19 protein-coding genes are annotated in these 18,195 nt (G+C 44.3%); all 19 read right to left on the reverse strand.

Features of this window, described 5'->3' with window-relative positions; genetic code table 11:
- Positions 1-20: 20 nt before the first annotated feature.
- The 19 genes from ACFPRA_RS11035 to eutH all read right to left on the reverse strand — a co-directional run bounded on the left by ACFPRA_RS11035 (position 21) and on the right by eutH (position 18,126).
- Complete coding sequence (locus tag ACFPRA_RS11035; RefSeq protein WP_381434085.1) at positions 21-1,175, reverse strand: iron-containing alcohol dehydrogenase family protein; 1,155 nt, start codon at positions 1,173-1,175, stop codon at positions 21-23.
- 47 nt (positions 1,176-1,222) lie between these two features.
- Positions 1,223-2,062 (reverse strand): dioxygenase family protein, encoded by an 840-nt coding sequence (locus ACFPRA_RS11040; protein ID WP_381434088.1) that lies wholly within the window; start codon positions 2,060-2,062, stop codon positions 1,223-1,225.
- Positions 2,063-2,111: 49 nt separating this feature from the next.
- Complete coding sequence (locus ACFPRA_RS11045) at positions 2,112-3,464, reverse strand: PucR family transcriptional regulator (RefSeq protein WP_381434090.1); 1,353 nt, start codon at positions 3,462-3,464, stop codon at positions 2,112-2,114.
- Positions 3,465-3,939: 475 nt separating this feature from the next.
- Complete coding sequence (locus ACFPRA_RS11050) at positions 3,940-4,443, reverse strand: flavin reductase family protein (RefSeq protein ID WP_381434093.1); 504 nt, start codon at positions 4,441-4,443, stop codon at positions 3,940-3,942.
- Between the two features lie 75 nt (positions 4,444-4,518).
- A complete protein-coding gene (locus ACFPRA_RS11055; RefSeq protein ID WP_381434095.1) occupies positions 4,519-5,133 on the reverse strand; it encodes a hypothetical protein in 615 nt (204 codons plus the stop codon).
- Positions 5,134-5,175: 42 nt separating this feature from the next.
- Positions 5,176-6,705, reverse strand: a complete 1,530-nt coding sequence (locus ACFPRA_RS11060) for a 4-hydroxyphenylacetate 3-hydroxylase N-terminal domain-containing protein (protein ID WP_381434098.1) — start codon at positions 6,703-6,705, stop codon at positions 5,176-5,178.
- A gap of 256 nt (positions 6,706-6,961) precedes the next feature.
- Entirely contained in the window at positions 6,962-7,903 is a 942-nt protein-coding gene (mdh, locus tag ACFPRA_RS11065; protein ID WP_381434099.1) for a malate dehydrogenase, read from the reverse strand.
- A 22-nt stretch (positions 7,904-7,925) separates the two neighbouring features.
- Positions 7,926-8,285: a BMC domain-containing protein gene (locus ACFPRA_RS11070; RefSeq protein ID WP_381434101.1), complete on the reverse strand. Its 360-nt coding sequence runs from the start codon at positions 8,283-8,285 to the stop codon at positions 7,926-7,928.
- Positions 8,260-8,562 carry a EutN/CcmL family microcompartment protein gene (locus tag ACFPRA_RS11075; protein ID WP_381434105.1) on the reverse strand — a complete coding sequence of 101 codons (303 nt, stop codon included), beginning with the start codon at positions 8,560-8,562 and terminating at the stop codon, positions 8,260-8,262. The genes ACFPRA_RS11070 and ACFPRA_RS11075 overlap by 26 nt, the downstream gene beginning before the upstream one ends.
- A 16-nt stretch (positions 8,563-8,578) precedes the next feature.
- A complete protein-coding gene (gene pduL, locus ACFPRA_RS11080) occupies positions 8,579-9,445 on the reverse strand; it encodes a phosphate propanoyltransferase (RefSeq protein ID WP_381434108.1) in 867 nt (288 codons plus the stop codon).
- Between the two features lie 86 nt (positions 9,446-9,531).
- Complete coding sequence (locus ACFPRA_RS11085) at positions 9,532-9,819, reverse strand: BMC domain-containing protein (protein WP_381434110.1); 288 nt, start codon at positions 9,817-9,819, stop codon at positions 9,532-9,534.
- Positions 9,820-9,838: 19 nt separating this feature from the next.
- Positions 9,839-11,350 (reverse strand): aldehyde dehydrogenase family protein, encoded by a 1,512-nt coding sequence (locus tag ACFPRA_RS11090; RefSeq protein ID WP_381434113.1) that lies wholly within the window; start codon positions 11,348-11,350, stop codon positions 9,839-9,841.
- Positions 11,351-11,367: 17 nt separating this feature from the next.
- Positions 11,368-12,021, reverse strand: coding sequence for an ethanolamine utilization microcompartment protein EutL (gene eutL / locus ACFPRA_RS11095; protein ID WP_381434869.1), 654 nt, complete (start codon positions 12,019-12,021; stop codon positions 11,368-11,370).
- Between the two features lie 11 nt (positions 12,022-12,032).
- Entirely contained in the window at positions 12,033-13,007 is a 975-nt protein-coding gene (gene eutC, locus ACFPRA_RS11100; RefSeq protein ID WP_381434115.1) for an ethanolamine ammonia-lyase subunit EutC, read from the reverse strand.
- A gap of 13 nt (positions 13,008-13,020) precedes the next feature.
- Positions 13,021-14,385, reverse strand: coding sequence for an ethanolamine ammonia-lyase subunit EutB (locus ACFPRA_RS11105; protein ID WP_381434117.1), 1,365 nt, complete (start codon positions 14,383-14,385; stop codon positions 13,021-13,023).
- A gap of 16 nt (positions 14,386-14,401) precedes the next feature.
- On the reverse strand, positions 14,402-15,850 hold the full coding sequence (locus ACFPRA_RS11110; protein WP_381434121.1) for an ethanolamine ammonia-lyase reactivating factor EutA: 1,449 nt from the start codon (positions 15,848-15,850) through the stop codon (positions 14,402-14,404).
- Positions 15,851-15,968: 118 nt separating this feature from the next.
- Positions 15,969-16,481, reverse strand: coding sequence for a EutP/PduV family microcompartment system protein (locus ACFPRA_RS11115; protein ID WP_381434124.1), 513 nt, complete (start codon positions 16,479-16,481; stop codon positions 15,969-15,971).
- Between the two features lie 16 nt (positions 16,482-16,497).
- Positions 16,498-16,839, reverse strand: a complete 342-nt coding sequence (gene eutS / locus ACFPRA_RS11120; protein ID WP_381434126.1) for an ethanolamine utilization microcompartment protein EutS — start codon at positions 16,837-16,839, stop codon at positions 16,498-16,500.
- 30 nt (positions 16,840-16,869) lie between these two features.
- The gene (gene eutH, locus ACFPRA_RS11125; RefSeq protein ID WP_381434129.1) at positions 16,870-18,126 is read right to left on the reverse strand and encodes an ethanolamine utilization protein EutH; all 1,257 of its coding nucleotides are present in this window, start codon (positions 18,124-18,126) and stop codon (positions 16,870-16,872) included.
- Between the last annotated feature and the right edge of the window lie 69 nt (positions 18,127-18,195).

Raw genomic sequence — 18,195 nt, forward strand, 5'->3', positions numbered from 1 at the left:
TTGCAGAAAAATTTTGTTTTTTACCAAGCTGCTTGCAATAATTGTTCAAGCTGTTCTACATTTTCAATTCGCTTCGGATTATTTCGTACTGTGCGACTTTCGAAAGCTACCTTTGCTAAATGTGGAATATCTGTTTTATCAACACCCACATCCCGTAGGCGAGAAGGTAAGTTCATTTGCTTCACCCATTCCGCAACACGATCCGCAGAGGCCGCTCCCGCTTCTTCAGCACTCATGCCGACTGTAGAAATACCCATCGCTTCCGCAGCCAGGGCAAGTTCATTAGCTGTTACATCTAAATTGAAACGCATCACGTGGGACAACATAATACTGTTGGCATCTCCGTGTGAAACGCCGGCACTGCCACCTAAAACATGACAAATACCATGATGCAATCCCATGTCGACATTGGACAATGCCACCCCTGCCAGGAAAGAACCGTTCAACATTTCGGTTCGTGCAGCTAATGATCTTCCATCCACGACGCACTGGACAAGAGATTGTCCAATTGAACGAATACCTCCAAGCGCTGCAGCTGTCGATAATGGATTTTTTGTAATTGAATAGAGAGCCTCGATACAATGGGCAAATGCATTGATTCCGGAACCAGCCGTTACCCCTTGAGGGAGCTCCAAAGTAAGTTCCGGATCGTAAATTGTTAATTTGGGCGTAATTTTTACATCTTTCACGGTAATTTTACGTTTTATCGTTCCTTGTTCATGCGTAATGCCATAGACAGGCGTCATTTCAGAACCCGCATACGTTGTTGGTATGGCAATGACCGGGATGAGCGGCTGCTCTGTCGGAAATGCGGCTTTCGCCGGGCTACCCGTCCTTTTTTCTTCCAAAGCTAGGCTAATCGCTTTAGCAATACCAACCGCACTTCCACCACCAAGGCCAATAACCGCATCAATCTGTTGTTCCTCTGCAATTGCTAACGCTTCCCGCACTTGAAAATCTTGCACATGCGGTTGAACTTGGTCGTACGCAACTACTAAACGTTCGCCTAACATATTTTCAATCGAATCGACGTAGCCCCGAGTTCGGAAACCTTTCGTCGTAAATAGCATCATCCGCTTTAAATGAAATTGTTCTGTTACTTCCGCGATTTTCGATAAAGAACCGGGTCCAAAAACTACTTGTTGAGCGGAAAACAGATATTGAAAGTCTTTCAATCACAAAACCTCCATACTTTTACTACAAGGATACTTTGAAATAGACATTACTTTATTTGTAAAGCTTCATCCTTCGCTTCAATCTTTTCATTCTCAATCGTATTTAAAATGAAATCGTATTTACACAGGAAGAACGGTTCATCGACATTGTATTTTGTTAATTCTTCTGGCGCATCAATTTTTTCAAATTTCATAATCAAGGAATCCCTTACCGCCCCGATCGCGTCTGAATCGATCCAAGGATCATTTGGTACAAAGAGCATCGTCGTTAACGGTGAACAACTCTCATGCGAGACTTTAAAGTGAATATGGCCCGGCCGCCAATCATGTCGGCCAATGGCTTCTAAAAAGCCCCCAATCGGTCCTGCTTTTGCAATTTCATAAGGCCCTGGAATCACTGTTTCTATCGTAAATCTTCCCTCTTCATCCGTTTCTATTAACCCACGTAAATTATAATCTGCTTGATTCTCGTCCTGGTTCTCGTAATCTCCCTTTTCATCCGCCTGCCAGATATCTACTAAGGCATGTGCAAGTGGAAGATTATTCTCAGCGGACAGAACCTGACCTGTCAAAATGAGCCGATCACCTTTATCGCCGTCCGAACAGATTTTAGCTTTCGAGCCCATTTTGGGAGCATTTGGCCGATATAGAGGCCCTTCAACATTATGTGCGGTCTTTGCCGTTTCTTCTTGACCGTGAGTAATCTCATCCACTAAGACCGAGATACCCAACACGTCACTCAACAATTGGTATTCACCACGTTCTCCGACTTCCGTAAGAAAGTTAAGGGCTTGCATAAGTTCTGTATCATTAATTTGATACTCCACGATTACTTCATGAATATTTCCAACAATTTTCTTCGTAATTTCCTCAAGTCGACTATTCATTGTCAGTCCCTCCATTTTCATCTCTATACTTTCCCAATGTTCCCATAACTCAAAAGACAAATTTCCCATTTGCTATCAGGATACGTAAGGCCAATTGAAGATTAAACCTTTCATCCGGGTTATCAAAATCGATTTCTCCAATTTCCTGTAAGCGTTGCAGCCTATATTTCAGTCCGCTTAACGAGATATTCAACTCTTTTTTTGTACGCTGTAAATTACATTCATGCATAAGGTAGACATGCAACGTTTCTGTAAATTGTCCACCATATTTTTCATCGTACAGCAGTAAACTTCCTAAGGTCTGTTCAGCTAACAGACAAAGTTCCTCGGTTGAAGAACTAACATAGAACAAATCAAACATGCTCATCTCATCAACGAAAAATGTTTCATTTACTCGTCCTAATCTAACCATGACCTCTAAAGTACTTTTACAGTCTGTAAATACGGTTCGCAATTGATTGATTGAACTAGCTTCTCTACTTATACAAACGGATACAGTTAATTCATCTGCCTGCCTGCGCTGAAAATCCTGGATTGCTTTTGCAACTTTTAAAGGATCAAATCCCTCTTGAATTGTATTTCCTAAAACCAATATTCCTTTCGGACGCTCAACTACCATGACATTGAGATTTAAATTATTCATCACGCGTCGAACATTATTATATGTTTTCTTCAAAATTTGAAAAAACTTTTCTTGGTCTGCATCTGTTTGCAAGTTTAACCACGGCGGGTCAATTCCTACTAATAAAAACCGATGTGGCAATTCTAAGTCTTGCCCCATGTATATTGCCCTGCTCCTTAATGATTCTATCGGGGTTGTTTCGTCCAATAACTCATCCAAAAAATTCCCCCGAAGTCGATGCTCGGTTTCCAACTTCGTCTGTTCTTTTAAGAGATCAATCCCTATCACCATTGCAGCACGCTCAATTATCATTCGCCTAAGCACTTCGTTCCCTTGTTCTACATGAGTGACGGACAAATAACCCATTACTTCTCCACTGATAATAATGGGCGCTGTAGTTCGCGGAACCATGCTGTTATCTGATAGAACGAGTTCAATCGCCTTCTTCTCTAGCTCCATTTTCGTTAGACAAGATTGCAGCAGGGAGTTTTTGTTTAGTGCAGACCCGAGTAAACAATCTTCCAAATCTAAATTAAATGCGGGATCCACCCACCAAGCTAAGGGACGAAGCTCTTTATCTTCAACAACGATTGGAGAACCTAGTATTTCTCCAACTGTTTTAATAATTTCTTCTCTGCAAAGCCCTTCTAACACCATACGATTCAATTGTTCATGCACAAGCATAAGATGTTGTAGTAATTCAGGTGAATGCTGTGCCTCATGATGGAGTTCTTCTGATTCTTCTATCTTTAACAAGTGATTCTTTTCCTGTAAATTCATAGTAATCTCATGCTCCCTCTCGTAATCAATCACGCCTCGGCGTGATTGCGTCCAGATTTTGAATTGCGAATCGAACAGCGAAGGGTTCGATTTGCCTTAATTTCTGCGTTTTTTGCAGAAATTAAGGCATCTAGATAAGCGCAATTGACTCCTTTCAAAATCTGTGACATCCGCGGGCCTATAGGATGTAGGTCATGCAGTCGTTGCGACAGGACGTCGCGAACTTAGACTGCCTTCCACCCTTCATTCAGCGGGCGTTTGAACACCCGCTGATCAGTAAACCAAAACGCATTCATCTCGCCACCTACGAAGGTGGGAGTCTTCTGCTGAATGAAGATAAAGAGAGGGAACAGTCAGTCCACAGTAAAGAACCCTCTCTTACATGCTAATGTTGATTTTATCCACTCCATTTTATCATTTTGTTTTAACATTCATTAATCTAGGTTATTATGGGTTGATTCATACAAGCAGGTCCTTATGCCTTTACGACACGATCTTCAACTCTTGTATATTGACCACGGAAAAAGCCTAAAGGATTTCTTTCCTTTTCACACTTACCTATGGACTCCACCTGTCCAATTAAAATGGTATGGTCGCCGCCATCCACTTTATTTACTGTGCGACATTGTAACACCGCAAGCGTTTCAGGAAGAATGGGAGCACCATACAAACCTTCCTTATGGTCTATCCCATTGAATTTATCCACGCCACGCTTTGCAAATTGCGTTGATAACTCCTCTTGCTCATGTCCCAATATATGAATGGCAAACCCTTCCGCTTTCATAAAAGCAGGATAAGAACCTAGTTTTTTATCTGGACATACGAGCACTAAAGGGGGATCTAATGAAACAGATGCAAATGAGTTAGCCGTAAAACCAACCAGTTCTTCCTTTTCACCTTTAGCTGTTACAACCGTAACCCCTGTTAAAAACTGACCACATACATTACGAAACTCAATGTTATCAAATGTTTGGGACATAGTACTTCCTCCCTTATTTTTCATTACCCCAAATATGGAATTTTATATCTTTTTCAATGCGTGATACTTGATCACTTAAATTGTTTGATAAAGCTCTTCTATTTGATTTTTCCGGTGTCCCTCGGCCAATAAAGCACGATGACCAAGCAATCTTTGGACTTTTTCTATATTTCCTGTTTCCAGATAACTGCGAATCAGCGTAGATGAAACAATTTCATCATCTATATAGATTGGCGGGATCACATGAACACCTACTCCAAATGGTTTGCATAATCTTTTTAAAAGTGCAGGGGTTCCTTTCCGGCCATTGCCAAATCTAAAGTTATACCCAATCGTAATATCTTGTGTACGTAAATCATTGATCAAGATATTATTGACAAAGTATTCCGGCGGGTGGCTAGCGAATTGTTTCGTAAAGGGTATAACAAGGTAGACGTCTACTCCTAATTCTTTTAGCCACACAGAGCGTTCTTCTATACTTTGTAACTGCAGGGGCTCATTTCCCGGATTAAATAGCGCTGTCGGATGCCGATCGAAACCTATCACGACAGATTGGCCGGAATGGTCTTTTGCCTTCTTTACAAGATTACGAACAAGCTGCTGATGACCAATATGAAGACCGTCCCACTTACCAATTGCAACCCAGTTTTTGTCCCCTCCGACATGTAGGGGTGAACGTACAATTCGCATATTTCCACCTCTGTATCAGTTGTTTTGATCAGCTTCCAGTTCTTACTTTGTACCAATAACATCCTTTAGTATTTGTGATACATCATCTGGATTAATCCAAGTAGAATCCGTCCAACCATCAAGGTCATATTCACTCATACACTGTTCTACCAGTCCTTTAAAGGCGTCTGCAGACCCATTCTGCATGGCGTTGTTTAATGCATGTATTCGAATGTCTTCATGGTTTCCTGTGTAGTTTCTTTCATATAACCCATGTCTACCGCCAAATTCACTGCCTAGTGCATCCCATAGAAGTTTCACAAGCTTAATCTTTTCTTCACTCTCATATCCATTTGATCCCCGGTAAAATCTATCTAGATACGGACGTAATTCAGGATTTTTAAAGTCTTTTGAGCTGGACGGTTGAACAATTAATCCCCCCGCAACTGTATTTTCAATAATTTCTCGAATTCGTGTCCAAGCCATTGTAGAAAATACACGATAAGCTGTACCATGTTCCATATTGGGTAATACAGTTCCGTTTGGTCCTTCATCTGGATCTTTCGCCATTGCTGTGCTCAATGCCCAAAACATATTACGCCATGCAATCATTTCTCCCACATGTGCTTTTACTCCGCGAAACTCGCTTGTTCCGGTAGATTCAACGGCTTTCATCAGTAATCCTGAAATAAAATCCAGTTTGACTGCCAAACGGGTACAACCGTGAAATAGAAAGAGATTTGTAAAGCCTGACTGAGGGAAGAAGGCGTTTGCTTTCTCAATATCTTTATAGACAAGAACATTCTCCCAAGGAATAAGCGCTTTATCGAAGATAAGTACAGCGTCGTTTTCATCTAATCGACTTGATAGTGGGTAATCAAACGGGCTACCCATGACTGAAGAAACCATTTCATAGGAAGGTCTGCAAAGTAATTTAACCCCCGGTGTGTTTTGTGGAGCAAAAAAGACAAGTGCAAATTCTTCTTTTTGAATCGGTAGCGTTCCATTGTGAGCCACGAAATTGTAATTTGTTAAGGCCGATCCTGTTGCCACCATTTTGGCACCGCTTACAATGATTCCTTCATCTGTCTCTTCTTCAACATTTATAAATACATCTTTCACTTCATGAACGGGTTTATTTCTATCCACTGGGGGATTAATAATGGCGTGGTTGATGAACAACGCTTTTTCTTGCGCATTTTTGTACCAACGAAGAGCATTGTCTTGATACGGCGCATAAAACTCAGGATTTCCTCCAAGAGTGGCTAAAAACGCTCCTTTATAATCTGGTGTACGGCCCATCCATCCATAAGTAAGGCGAGCCCACTGGGCAATTGCATCACGTGCTTCCAATAATTCCTTTGAATTTCGGCTTGCTTTGAAAAACTTTTGGGTATAACTTCCACCACCTGTATCGGTTTCAGTTGTTAAAACATCTTTATGCTTCGGATCATGGAGCGCATCATAAAGTCGAGCAACCGAGCGTGCCGAATTACGAAAAGCAGGATGCGTAGTCACGTCTTCTACCTTCTCGCCATAAAGCCAAATTTCCCGTCCGTCTTTCAAACTTTCAAGATATTCTTTTCCTGTCATCGGTCTAGTAATCGTTTGTATCATACCGTTCCCTCCAGTTTTATAGTTAGATAACCAGGCATCTAATTGAACCTTGCGATTATTCTAACAACCACAGATATAAAATGGACCAGTCAATTGAGTCGGAGTTTGCAATAAAATACCGTCTATTATAGGTTAATAGTCTGCTATTTCAGTCGTATTGGTTTTCTCTTTGATGACATAAACTTTTCCTAAACGAAAAAAAGCATCCCGCCAGGAATGCTTTTTTTTTACATTATTTATTGCAAATTTCAAGTACGGTTTTGACGGACTCAACGGATTTATCGAGTGCTGTTCTTTCTTCATCCGTCAATGGCAGTTCAATGACGCTTTCGATCCCATTGCCACCAAGGACCGTGGGAACACCTAGATACAAGTCACTGTAGCCATATTCCCCTTCCAAGTAAGCAATGGATGGTAAAATCCGCTTTTTGTCTTTAATAATCGCTTCAGCCATTTCCACGAGTGAAGCAGCAGGTGCGTAATAAGCGCTCCCGTTTCCGAGAAGCGAAACGATTTCCCCACCGCCTTTTCGCGTACGTTCCACAATGGCATCCATGCGATCTTGAGGGATGAGTTTCTCCAGCGGAATACCTCCCGCATAGGAATACCGAACGAGCGGTACCATATCGTCCCCGTGTCCGCCTAATACAAATCCAGAAATGTCTTCCACAGAAATATTTAACTCTTCTGCCACAAACGTATTGAAACGGGCCGTATCCAGTACGCCTGATTGTCCAATTACTCTATTTTTAGGGAATCCTGTCGTTTTATAACAAACGTACGTCATCGCATCTACAGGATTACTTAAAATCAGAATATAGCTTTCTGGCGCGTACTTCTTGACCTGTTCGGATACATGCCGCATGATTTTGGCATTGGTCGCCACAAGATCATCCCGGCTCATTCCCGGTTTCCGCGCAATCCCCGCAGTAATGATGACCATATCCGCATCTTGGATATCCGCATAGTCGGATGTTCCCGTAATCTTCGCATTGAATCGTTGGACAGGACCTGTTTGCAACATATCCAACGCTTTCCCTTTAGTCGGGTTCTCTTGGTCTGGAATGTCCACTAACACGACATCACCCAACTCTTTCTGTGCCGCCATCAAAGCGACAGTGGCACCGGTGTAACCCGCGCCGATAACGGCGATTTTGTTTCTACGAAAAGCCAAATGTGCTCACCCTTTCATTCTATCAGGCATCTGCCTTTTTGGCAGCCTTCGCTTTTGGAGCTAGCTCAGGTGCCGATTTCGCCTGTTGCTGTTGCTCATACTGATTGTAATCAAGAGGCTCGACCATGCTATACACAGATTCGTCCGGACGTGGAATGACGTGAGCTCCCAAAAGTTCACCCACACGCATGGCAGCTTCCCGCCCTGCATCTACTGCCGCCTGTACAGCGCCGACATCACCTTGTACAATGACCGTCACAATTCCACCGTCCACCATCTCTTGTTTGATCAGCGTTACACTCGCCGCTTTAATCATAGCGTCTGCCGCTTCGATGGAGCCGATCAATCCTTTCGTTTCAATCATTCCGATTGCTTGACTCATCCATTTCACCTCTTTCCACTTCTGTCGAATCGATGATCCCGATAATGACCGCATCAATTGGCATAGGGTTATCTTTATCAATATAACGGGATGAACCGCCACTTGTTACAAGGACATGATCACCTATTCCAGCGCCGATACGATCAGCCGCAACAAAATGCGTTCGAATCGGATTTCCATAGGCATCGATCGGTTGAATGACCAATAATTTAATGCCTTGTAAGCCATCTTCTTTACGTGTTGCCCAAACGTTTCCGATCACTTTTCCTAATCGCATGCCGCAATCACCTTTTCTATTTTCTAACGGAAATCGTCTTACCTAGTTCCCTTGCCGTATCACGGGCAAGTGCCGTGACGATGGTCCCTTTTTCAATGAGAATCTCCGTTTCTGCAATCTCCCGGACGTCGCCATTTGACAATAACTTCTTTTTGAATTCATGCTGCTGTTTGACAGAAACCTCAGGAGCAGCTGTTTTCGAAACAAATTTCGGGCGTTCCTCCCCAGATCGAATAATGCGCCCAATCGATCCCTTTGTGATAAAACCTGCATTCGCTTCATCCGTATCAATATGCATTTCCAAACGATACCGCTCAGAAACACGAATTTTAACATTGCGATAGGCAATCGGTCGGATGCCATCCACTTCTACTGTGACATACTCACTGTCCCGTACACCTAAATGCGTCGCGTCCTTCGGCTCCATATGAATATGGGCTTGTGCAACAATCAAACCTTCATCGAGATAAAGACTTCCTTTCGGTCCGATCAACGTACAGGTCCCGGAATTTTTAATATTCCCCGATTCACGTAGCGGAGGTTTGACGCCAAGCTTCATGGCATCTGTCCAACTCACTTCCACTTGTGTCAATGAGCGCGCCGGGCCAAGTACACGAACACGTTCAATGCAACCTTTCGGCCCTGCAACAATAACTGTCTCATTGGCTGCAAACTGATTCGGTTGGGATAAATCCGCTTTTTTCGTCAATTCATAACCTTGTCCAAAAAGCGTCTCGACATGTTCTTGCGACAAATGGACGTGACGGGCAGAAACAGCGATCGGAATTGCATTCGAAGGGAGCACCTGCGTTTGCGGAGCTTCTGCTTTCGTCAATTGACCAAGCACTTCCCCGACGATTTTTTCAATCAATTGCTGATCCATATCGTGACCGCCTTTCAATCAAATCAAAACAGGATGCCAGTCATTGCTATCACTAGCGGAAATACCGACTGGCTCCTTTGAAAATCTTAGTTATCCGACTTTGGTAAAATCATTTCCAATTCGTTATGCGGTCTTGGGATGACGTGAACCGATAGTAATTCACCTACGCGTTGTGCCGCTGCTGCGCCTGCATCTGTTGCTGCTTTTACTGCGCCTACATCTCCACGTACAAGAACTGTTACAATTCCGCCACCAACATGTACTTTACCAACTAAATGTACGCTAGCTGCTTTCACCATTGCGTCTGCTGCTTCAATTGAACCAATCAATCCTTTTGTTTCTACCATTCCTAATGCTGTACCTTCTCTATTCATGTCTGTTTCCTCCTAATGATTATGATTTAGATAGTTGTTTAACAATTTCGCTGACCAAGTCTTTCACCATTTCAGGATCGACTTTATCAGTTGAACCCATGGATTTCAATACATGGGATACGACTTCATCTGTAGCATCTTCACTTGCATCGGCTACATGCTTCGGAAGCTGGACTTCCTTAATGCCGTAAGCCATTCGTTTAATGTTCAATAAATGCTTGGCCGTTACGTTATCGGATGTAATATTCCCACCGAACGTTCCGCAACCTAGCGTAAGCGACGGCTTCAATCCTGTCGTACCGCCGACCGCTCCGACAGATGACATCGTATTGACCAGTATACGGGAAACCGGCATATCCACTGCAAATTCTCGGGCAATCGCATCTGTTTCCGTATGAATGGACAAAGAGTGTCCACGGCCGCCTAAATTTAATAATGACAAACAAATTTCCTTGGCATGCTTCACATCGGATGCCACATACATCGCAAAGACAGGAGATAGTTTTTCAAGTGAGAAAGGCACGTCTTTCCCCACTTCCGTTTCCATCCCGACGATAACTCTTGTACCTTCCGGTAAGGATATCCCGGCCAACTTCGCTATGGTTTGCGGGCTTCTGCCCACAATTTTCGGGTTCACTTTTCCAGGGACTGGGGAAATCACTTTCTCCATGATGCGCTTTTCTTCATCCGTTAAAATATAAGCACCGTTTTTCTTTAACTCGCGGTTAACGAGTTCCAATACATTCCGATCGACGACAATCGCTTGTTCCGTTGCACAAATCGTTCCATAATCGAATGATTTACTGTTGACGATATTTTCGACAGCCTTTTCGATTTTAGCGGTGCGTTCAATATAGACGGGAACATTCCCGGGACCAACACCGTATGCAGGTTTCCCTGAACTGTACGCCGCTTTAACTAACGCACCTCCGCCCGTAGCCAAAATCAGATTCACGTCGGGATGTTTCATCAGCTGTTGTGTCGCATCCATCGAAGACATTGTCAGACATTGGATTAACCCTTTCGGTGCACCCGCCGCAACTGCCGCTTCATCACAAACTTTCAATGCCTCACTTGTACATTGAACAGCGTAAGGGTGCGGACTGACAACAATTGAGTTCCGCGTCTTCAAAGCAATCAATGTTTTAAAGAATGCCGTCGATGTCGGATTGGTCGTTGGGATGATGCCTGCTACGACCCCGAAAGGTGCTGCAATTTCAACCACTTGATTGACCTTGTCTTCCCCGACTACACCGACCGTTTTCAAGTCTTTGATACTTTCATAAACGTCCTTTGAACCGACTTCATTTTTAATCTTTTTATGGGCGGCTACACCCATCCCTGTTTCTTCTACTGCCATTTTCGCAAGTCTGTCGGATTGTTCATACGCTGCATCTGCTACAGCCTTCACAATTCGGTCCACTTGCTCTTGGGAAAAGTCCATATAGGCTAACTGTGCTTCTTTAGCTGTTTTCACAGCTGTACGCATTTCTTGGAGAGCCACTAAATCAGCATCGATTGCTGTTACCATTGCACTCTCTCCTTTCTTTAGTAATCTAATGGTCTTTGTGCCATATTCGAAATCGCTTCCCTGAACGCATCGGCCGCAGCTTGACAAGATGATTGGCTCCCTGTCAATAAACCGCCGCCAAAGTTCGTTTCAGATGGCGGTGAAAAGAATTCACAAACACGTACATCAGCCGCTTTCAACGCAGCATCCAATCCGACAATCGCTTCGACAGGCGGTGCGATTAAATAAGCCAGTGCTTGTCCCACCGGAACTCCGGCTATTTCCGCTAAATAACTGCCACAGCTTGAAATCGTATGGGCATACAAAGCATGATTGTCATCGCCGTTGATGGCCTCAAAATAAGCGCTGTTCTCAACCGTAATGCGAATGGAATCAAGTCCGCTTTTCACTTCCTCTGGAGATGGTCCTGCAATAATGCCGATGAACTCCCCAGAGAGCGGACCGGATGCATGGGCAGATCCTGCGTAAAAGCTTTTCGCATAGACCACTTCGACATCCGACGTTTTTGTTGCCTCATCAGCAGCCGTATATCCGACATCATCAATTGTTGTCGTGAATAATCCTATACTCCGCTGATACGGTTTCAGCTTAAACTTTTCGGCTAGACCTGCGTCAACATTCGGAATGACTTGCATAGATAATAGTTCCGCATGAATTTTCTTCACGATGATCTCCCCACCTCCTATCCTTCTTTTTGAACGAGAGAAACACCGCTGGCTTCATACTTTAAAATCTTCTGAATCAATGTCCCTAAGTAAGCGCCCGCTTCCACTGGCGGAATGCCCCCTTTGTGGATATTCGAAACGACCATGCGATCCGCCTCAATCGTTCCGATACGCGGCTTATAGCAAATGTAGGCACTTAAAGACTCAGCGGACACAAGGCCCGGTCGCTCACCGATTAACATAATGACAACATCTGGTTGAAGCATTTCGCCAATCTCGTCCATCAAAGCAACTCGGCCTTTATCGACATAAAAGCTCGTTCCGACTTCAATAGTTAAATTCGCCAATGATTGCTTCAAAGAGAGATAGACGTCTTCCAAGTTTTCTTCGATGGCTAATGCGCTCAAGCCATTCGAAGCAACGATCTGCACTTTCGGGGCATGCTGACATTTCGCTTGGACAGTTGCCTTGGAGTCGTCCGATAAACGTCTTCCTAAGTCTGGACGTCTAATATACTCTTCCTTGTCCTGTACTTTTGAGTGGACTTGGAAGAAATCCAAACGTTCCAGAATTTCAGATGGAACCTCGCCGTATACAGCATCTACAGCTGCCGCATGATCATAGCGGAATTGAAGCCATGTGTTTGTCTTCGGTCTTGAGCCGGCTCTGCCGACCGTTATCCGAGCAGGTGTTTTTTTACGGAGTTCCGCTAATTCTTCGTCTTTCTTCACATCATTGGGTGAAGAAACCGTTTTACTTTCTACGGCTTTAAGCACATTAGGCTTTCTGTTTTCTGTAACTGTATTGAAAAATGTCACTTCACCAGAAGGCGTTTCCCGTCTTTCCTCATTCAAGCGATATCCTGTCGGCTTATTTTGAAATAAATCAATAAGTGGCTCGTTTTCTTTTTCAATATTCGAAGTCCCCGAATGATTCGTTTGCAATTTTTCGACGACTAATTTTGTAATTTGCTGAATCAGTTGTTCATCCATAAGATATCACCTCCTAACGTGTGAAAATGGTAGGGTCTCCAGCGCGTGCGCTCAGACGACCGTTTTCGTAAATCCCCATTTTTTCAAGCCATTTGAGATATTCGGGTGATGGGGTTTTACCAAACGTTCGCAAAAGCGTCGCGATATCGTGATAGCTCATCGATTGGTAATTCAGCATCACATCGTCCCCCATAGGTGTTGAGATGATGAAGTTTACACCCGCCGCTGATAACAAGACCCCTAAATTTTCAATATCATTTTGATCAGCTCGAATATGGTTTGTATAACAAATATCTACGCCCATCGGAAGACCATGCATTTTCCCCATGAAATGATCTTCGAGACCGGCACGGATCACTTGTTTACTGTCATACAAATATTCCGGACCGATGAAACCGACTACTGTATTCACGATAAAAGGATCATAATGCCTTGCAAAACCGTAGTTGCGGGATTCCAATGTCAATTGATCGATTCCGAAGTGTGCTTCCGCAGACAATTCAGATCCTTGTCCTGTTTCAAAATACATAACTTGTGGACCCGATCCTGTTCCTTGCTTTAACGCAAGGTCTTTTGCTTCCGCTATCAATTCCGCGGAGATCCCGAACGATCGATTGGCAACCTCAGTTCCAGCGATACTTTGGAAAATCATATCGGCTGGGGCTCCTTGTTCAATCGCCTTCATCTGCGTCGTCACATGGGCCAGCACACAGTTTTGCGCGGGGATTTCCCACTCGTTCATAAAATCCTTTGTCGCCTGTAACAGTCGTTTCACACTTTCAACCGAATCGTCCACCGGGTTGATCCCAATAACTGCATCCCCCACTCCGTAGGACAGCCCTTCTTTGAGCGAAGCAATCATTCCGTCGACATTATCGGTCGGATGGTTGGGCTGGAGGCGTGAAGCAATTGTCCCCTTTTGGCCGATGGTAATATTGCATGTCGTTAAAATTTCCACTTTATTGGCGGCGTGCACCAAATCCAAGTTCGACATCAGCTTAGCAACCGCGGCAATCATTTCCGAATTGAGCCCTCTGCTGATCCGTTTTAGTTCACGGTCACCCACTTCATTGCTAAGAATGTATTCCCGCAATTCTGCGACGCTCCAATTCTTGATTTCGCCATAGATTCTTTCGTTAATGTCCCCTTCGATAATCCGGGAAACCTCATCCGTTTCAATCGGGATTAGCGGGTTGTTGCGGATATCACTAAGTAAAAGTTCACTGAGAACGGTTTTCGCGGCAATCCGTTCCTGTACGGTTTCGGCTGCAACGCCTGCAAGTCGGTCTCCCGACTTTTCCTCATTCGCTTTTGCCATGACTTCTTTCAAATCGGCGAATGTATAACTGACTCCGCCTAATACTGTTTTTAAATTCACGTGTTAACACCCTCCTTCACGCCGAGTGAAATGTTAATGTTTTGACAACTACGGGGACAACACCCGAGTCAAGCGCTCTCCCGATATCCAGGTAATCCCCATGATCGACATTGATTTGATCAATACAGATCACGCTTTGCCTGACATTCATTGCGACCAGCGTCTGCCCCAACACTTTTGCATGGTCCGATTGCAATACAAGAACAATTGGCTGATCGGGATCCGGCCGCTGATCCATCACTTGCATAATCGCTGTCGCCAACTGCTGAATATCTCTGAACCCCATGTAGGGAAGCTCTGAGATATACAGGGCAAAATTCTGCCCCTCCCGTGTGGCATCGAACATGTCGATCGCTGTCTTGATGGCTGTCCCAAAGTGTTCCAACCCTTTTTGAAGATCAGTTTGAAAATCGTAATGGTAGACAGGCACATTTTTAAGCGGTAATTCATGCGGTGCCACTTGGATGGTCGCTCCGCTAATCTCTGTAGTCTGCGTACCCGCCCCAAGGACAGTGGCACGAACCGTCTCCATCGGCTCCAGCCATGTAAAACTTTGCAATGTTGCGTTTCTTTGAAGTGTTGTCGCTAACAGGATTCCGATGTCGTTATAATTAGCTTGCTGAATATCATCCGCTTCGTGGCTATACATGCATTCGGAAATGCCTCCCGAGAAGACAATTGCATCAATTGGTTCATTCCAATTAGGGCGATGCCCGAGTAAAAGCACTTCATCTTGCATGTGCACGTCATTTTTTAAAATGCGTGCCAGCGACTCAGCCATGCAATCGGTTACAAGCTGTACACCGGCAGCCTGCGCTGAATCACCGACTTGCAACGGCATATCGCGCTCGGTTAATAGTCTTTGGACAGGCGGTGAAATCGACATGATTTGCTGTCCATTGAATTCAATGAGTCGTCCTCCGATATGCATCGTGCATGTACCGAGCAGCACTTTGTTTTTATAAACAGCAATGTTTGCTGTTCCTCCGCCAATATCGATGTTCGCGATTACTTTCCCGCTTCGCCCGGAATAATCGTACGCACCAGAACCTTTTGCCGCAATGATCCCTTCCAAATCCGGTCCGGCTGTCGCCACTAAGAAGTCGCCGGCTTCACTGGACAAATAATGGAGCATCTCGCTCGCATTCTGTTTAGTCGCCGTCTCTCCCGTAATAATGACTGCACCGGTTTCGATTTGAGCCGCTTCAATCCCGGCTTTCGCATATTGGGAACGGACAATTTTTTCAACCTCCGCTACATTGATCGTAGAAGGGTCGGTCAATGGCGTCCTGAAAATCGGACTTTTATAAAGAATTTCTTTGTCGACTATTTCAATTCGAGGAACATGCGTTGTTCCTGCAACATTCATCAATGAAAAACGGCTGATGATCAGCTTCGTTGTGCTTGTGCCAATGTCAATCCCTGCACTGATGATCGTTTCTTGCTTACGCTTGAAATTCACCACACACCCTCCCCCTCTTCCATACAAAAAGGCGCCTTTACAAACCCGAAGAAAGTCTTCGAGTCGTAAAGGCGCCTTTGCCGCGTTCATTCACTTCAATAGTTTTAATATAGCAAAGGTTTCAAGAAGTGTAAAGAGAATCGGTGAACAATAGACGCTCATCCGCCGCTTCCACTACATAGTTCTTCATCTCTTCCATCGTCTTCATTTTCACCAATTCCTTCAAATGGGGGATACCAGTCCCCTCGACAGAAGAAGTGATGACAATCGGTCCGTACGAAATGACGGACTGGATCATCCTGATGGAACGTTCCAGATCTGCTTCGGGATGATCGCTTTTCGTAATGACGCCAATCGGCAACTTCGATATCCCCATGCTAAAGCCAGGTGGAAAGATCAATTTCCCATTTGTCGCGTCTTGTAAATACAACACATGTGTCACTTCCAGCGCGGTCGCCATAATATTTTTATAGAACAACGGATTTTCTGTATACTCGCCCGGTGTGTCAACAATCCAGTCATAATAAATCAATGTTTGCGTTTTAACCGCATCGACTTTTTTCCCTAATAACGCATTTGTCAACGTCGACTTGCCAGCGCCAATTGCACCGATCAGCATTGCCCGATTTTTCACTTTTCACTCCACCCCCTTATGACTTTGTAATGGATGATGGTGTGTACCCTAGTTGTTCGGATAAAAACCGATTGATTTCGATCATCGCCATGTCCACTTCCGAAACGCTGCCCACAATGACAAGACTTCCTGTAAAACGATCTAAGAATCCAATTCTGACATTCGCCGATTTCGTTGCCAGATCCCCTGCAATAATGACGGTTTCACTTGGCGTGCAAGTCATGATCCCTAAAGCACCTGCTTCTTGAATGCCAAGCTTTTGGAACATATCCGGATCTGGATTGGCGATTAAGTGACTTAACGTAATCTGTTTGCCTGGAACAAACTCTTGTATAAACCTTTTTTTCTCTTCACTCACTATGCTCGCTCCTTTCAGCTCGACTTAAGCTTAACTCACTTTCTCCGCTTTTTCGTCTTCTAAGTATTCACCAGGACGAATGATCCCTTCAGCACGGTCTTTTTCCTCCAGCTTAAGCGCTGTCGGAACAGACAGCCAGTAGGCGATGGCAATGGCACAAATACCAGCCGCCAATTTACCGATAATGACCGGTAAAATGATTGTCGGTTGGAAATTCGCTGTGAAGGATAGATGATCCCCTAACAAGAAAGCAGCACAAACACCGAATGCAATATTGATAACTTTATCTTTCGGTCTCATATATCTGACCAATGAAAACATCGCTAAAATATTCGCCATCGTCGCCAAAATTCCAGCACTGCCAACCGAGGAGAGACCCAGTTTCCGTCCCCCGACCTCCAGCGGTTTTGCCGCATATTTACGAATCAAATACACCATCGGGAAAGCTCCCGCTAACATGATTCCAATATACCCCGCCGTTTCAAGTGCCCGGAACTGATCCGCTTCGTCTGCCATGATCGGATCGAAGCCCCATGCGCCAAACAGCGTCGTAAACAACCCTGTAAAAATTTCAACAATGGAGAACACCAAAACAAGTTTAATAGCTGCGTCCATGACGCGTCCAAAAAGCATGAACCCGGAAATCATGATCCGCGGGAAGAACTTCAACCCTGCTGCTATGACTATTACAAAAATAAGCAATGGTAGTAGGTTGATCAAGATTTGTGCATAACTGATGACAAATTCATAAGTCGTATCAGCTGTTGTACTGATAACTTCACGGATTTCCGTGTTAAATAAGACAGTTAAAGCAGATGCGATAAATGCACCAATTGGAATCGTCAATACACCCGACATGATACCAAGTGCCATGTATTTATGATCGCGCTTGTCCAACATGGCAAGCCCCATAGGGATGGAAAACACAATCGTCGCGCCCGCCATATAACCGACAATCATCGCCATGACCCAACCTTCATAGGACGTCTTCAAGGCATTCGCCAGTTGATAACCGCCCATATCAGAAGCTAAGATCGTCGTTGCCGCAATGGCAGGATCCGCCCCGATCGTATCAAAGACAGGACCGATAAACTTACTGATAAACCATGTCAAATAAGGGATGGACGCCATAATCCCCGCTGCAGGCACAAATATATGACCAACCGCATGGAGTCCGGACATGAACTCTTTCCCAAGACCGTCTTCCGGGTTTTTAATCGCCGCAAATGCACCGACAACAGCACACGCCATAATAATATATACAATTACTGTTCCAATCATTTCCATTTAAAATCCCCCCTAGAAATTTTCATTTTCTCCCCTATCCGACTCCAAGTCCCGTATAGATGTCCCCCT

It is taken from the genome of Sporosarcina soli, assembly GCF_042655805.1.
GTDB classification, from domain to species: Bacteria; Bacillota; Bacilli; order Bacillales_A; family Planococcaceae; genus Sporosarcina; species Sporosarcina soli.

Coding starts and splice junctions, on each gene's coding strand:
- ACFPRA_RS11040 (WP_381434088.1), bottom strand. CDS start 2,062: ATGAATAGTCGACTTGAGGAAATTACGAAGAAAATTGTTGGAAATATT.
- ACFPRA_RS11045 (WP_381434090.1), bottom strand. CDS start 3,464: ATGAATTTACAGGAAAAGAATCACTTGTTAAAGATAGAAGAATCAGAA.
- ACFPRA_RS11050 (WP_381434093.1), bottom strand. CDS start 4,443: ATGTCCCAAACATTTGATAACATTGAGTTTCGTAATGTATGTGGTCAG.
- ACFPRA_RS11055 (WP_381434095.1), bottom strand. CDS start 5,133: ATGCGAATTGTACGTTCACCCCTACATGTCGGAGGGGACAAAAACTGG.
- ACFPRA_RS11060 (WP_381434098.1), bottom strand. CDS start 6,705: ATGACAGGAAAAGAATATCTTGAAAGTTTGAAAGACGGACGGGAAATT.
- ACFPRA_RS11070 (WP_381434101.1), bottom strand. CDS start 8,285: ATGAGTCAAGCAATCGGAATGATTGAAACGAAAGGATTGATCGGCTCC.
- ACFPRA_RS11075 (WP_381434105.1), bottom strand. CDS start 8,562: ATGCGATTAGGAAAAGTGATCGGAAACGTTTGGGCAACACGTAAAGAA.
- pduL (WP_381434108.1), bottom strand. CDS start 9,445: ATGGATCAGCAATTGATTGAAAAAATCGTCGGGGAAGTGCTTGGTCAA.
- ACFPRA_RS11085 (WP_381434110.1), bottom strand. CDS start 9,819: ATGAATAGAGAAGGTACAGCATTAGGAATGGTAGAAACAAAAGGATTG.
- ACFPRA_RS11090 (WP_381434113.1), bottom strand. CDS start 11,350: ATGGTAACAGCAATCGATGCTGATTTAGTGGCTCTCCAAGAAATGCGT.
- eutC (WP_381434115.1), bottom strand. CDS start 13,007: ATGGATGAACAACTGATTCAGCAAATTACAAAATTAGTCGTCGAAAAA.
- eutH (WP_381434129.1), bottom strand. CDS start 18,126: ATGGAAATGATTGGAACAGTAATTGTATATATTATTATGGCGTGTGCT.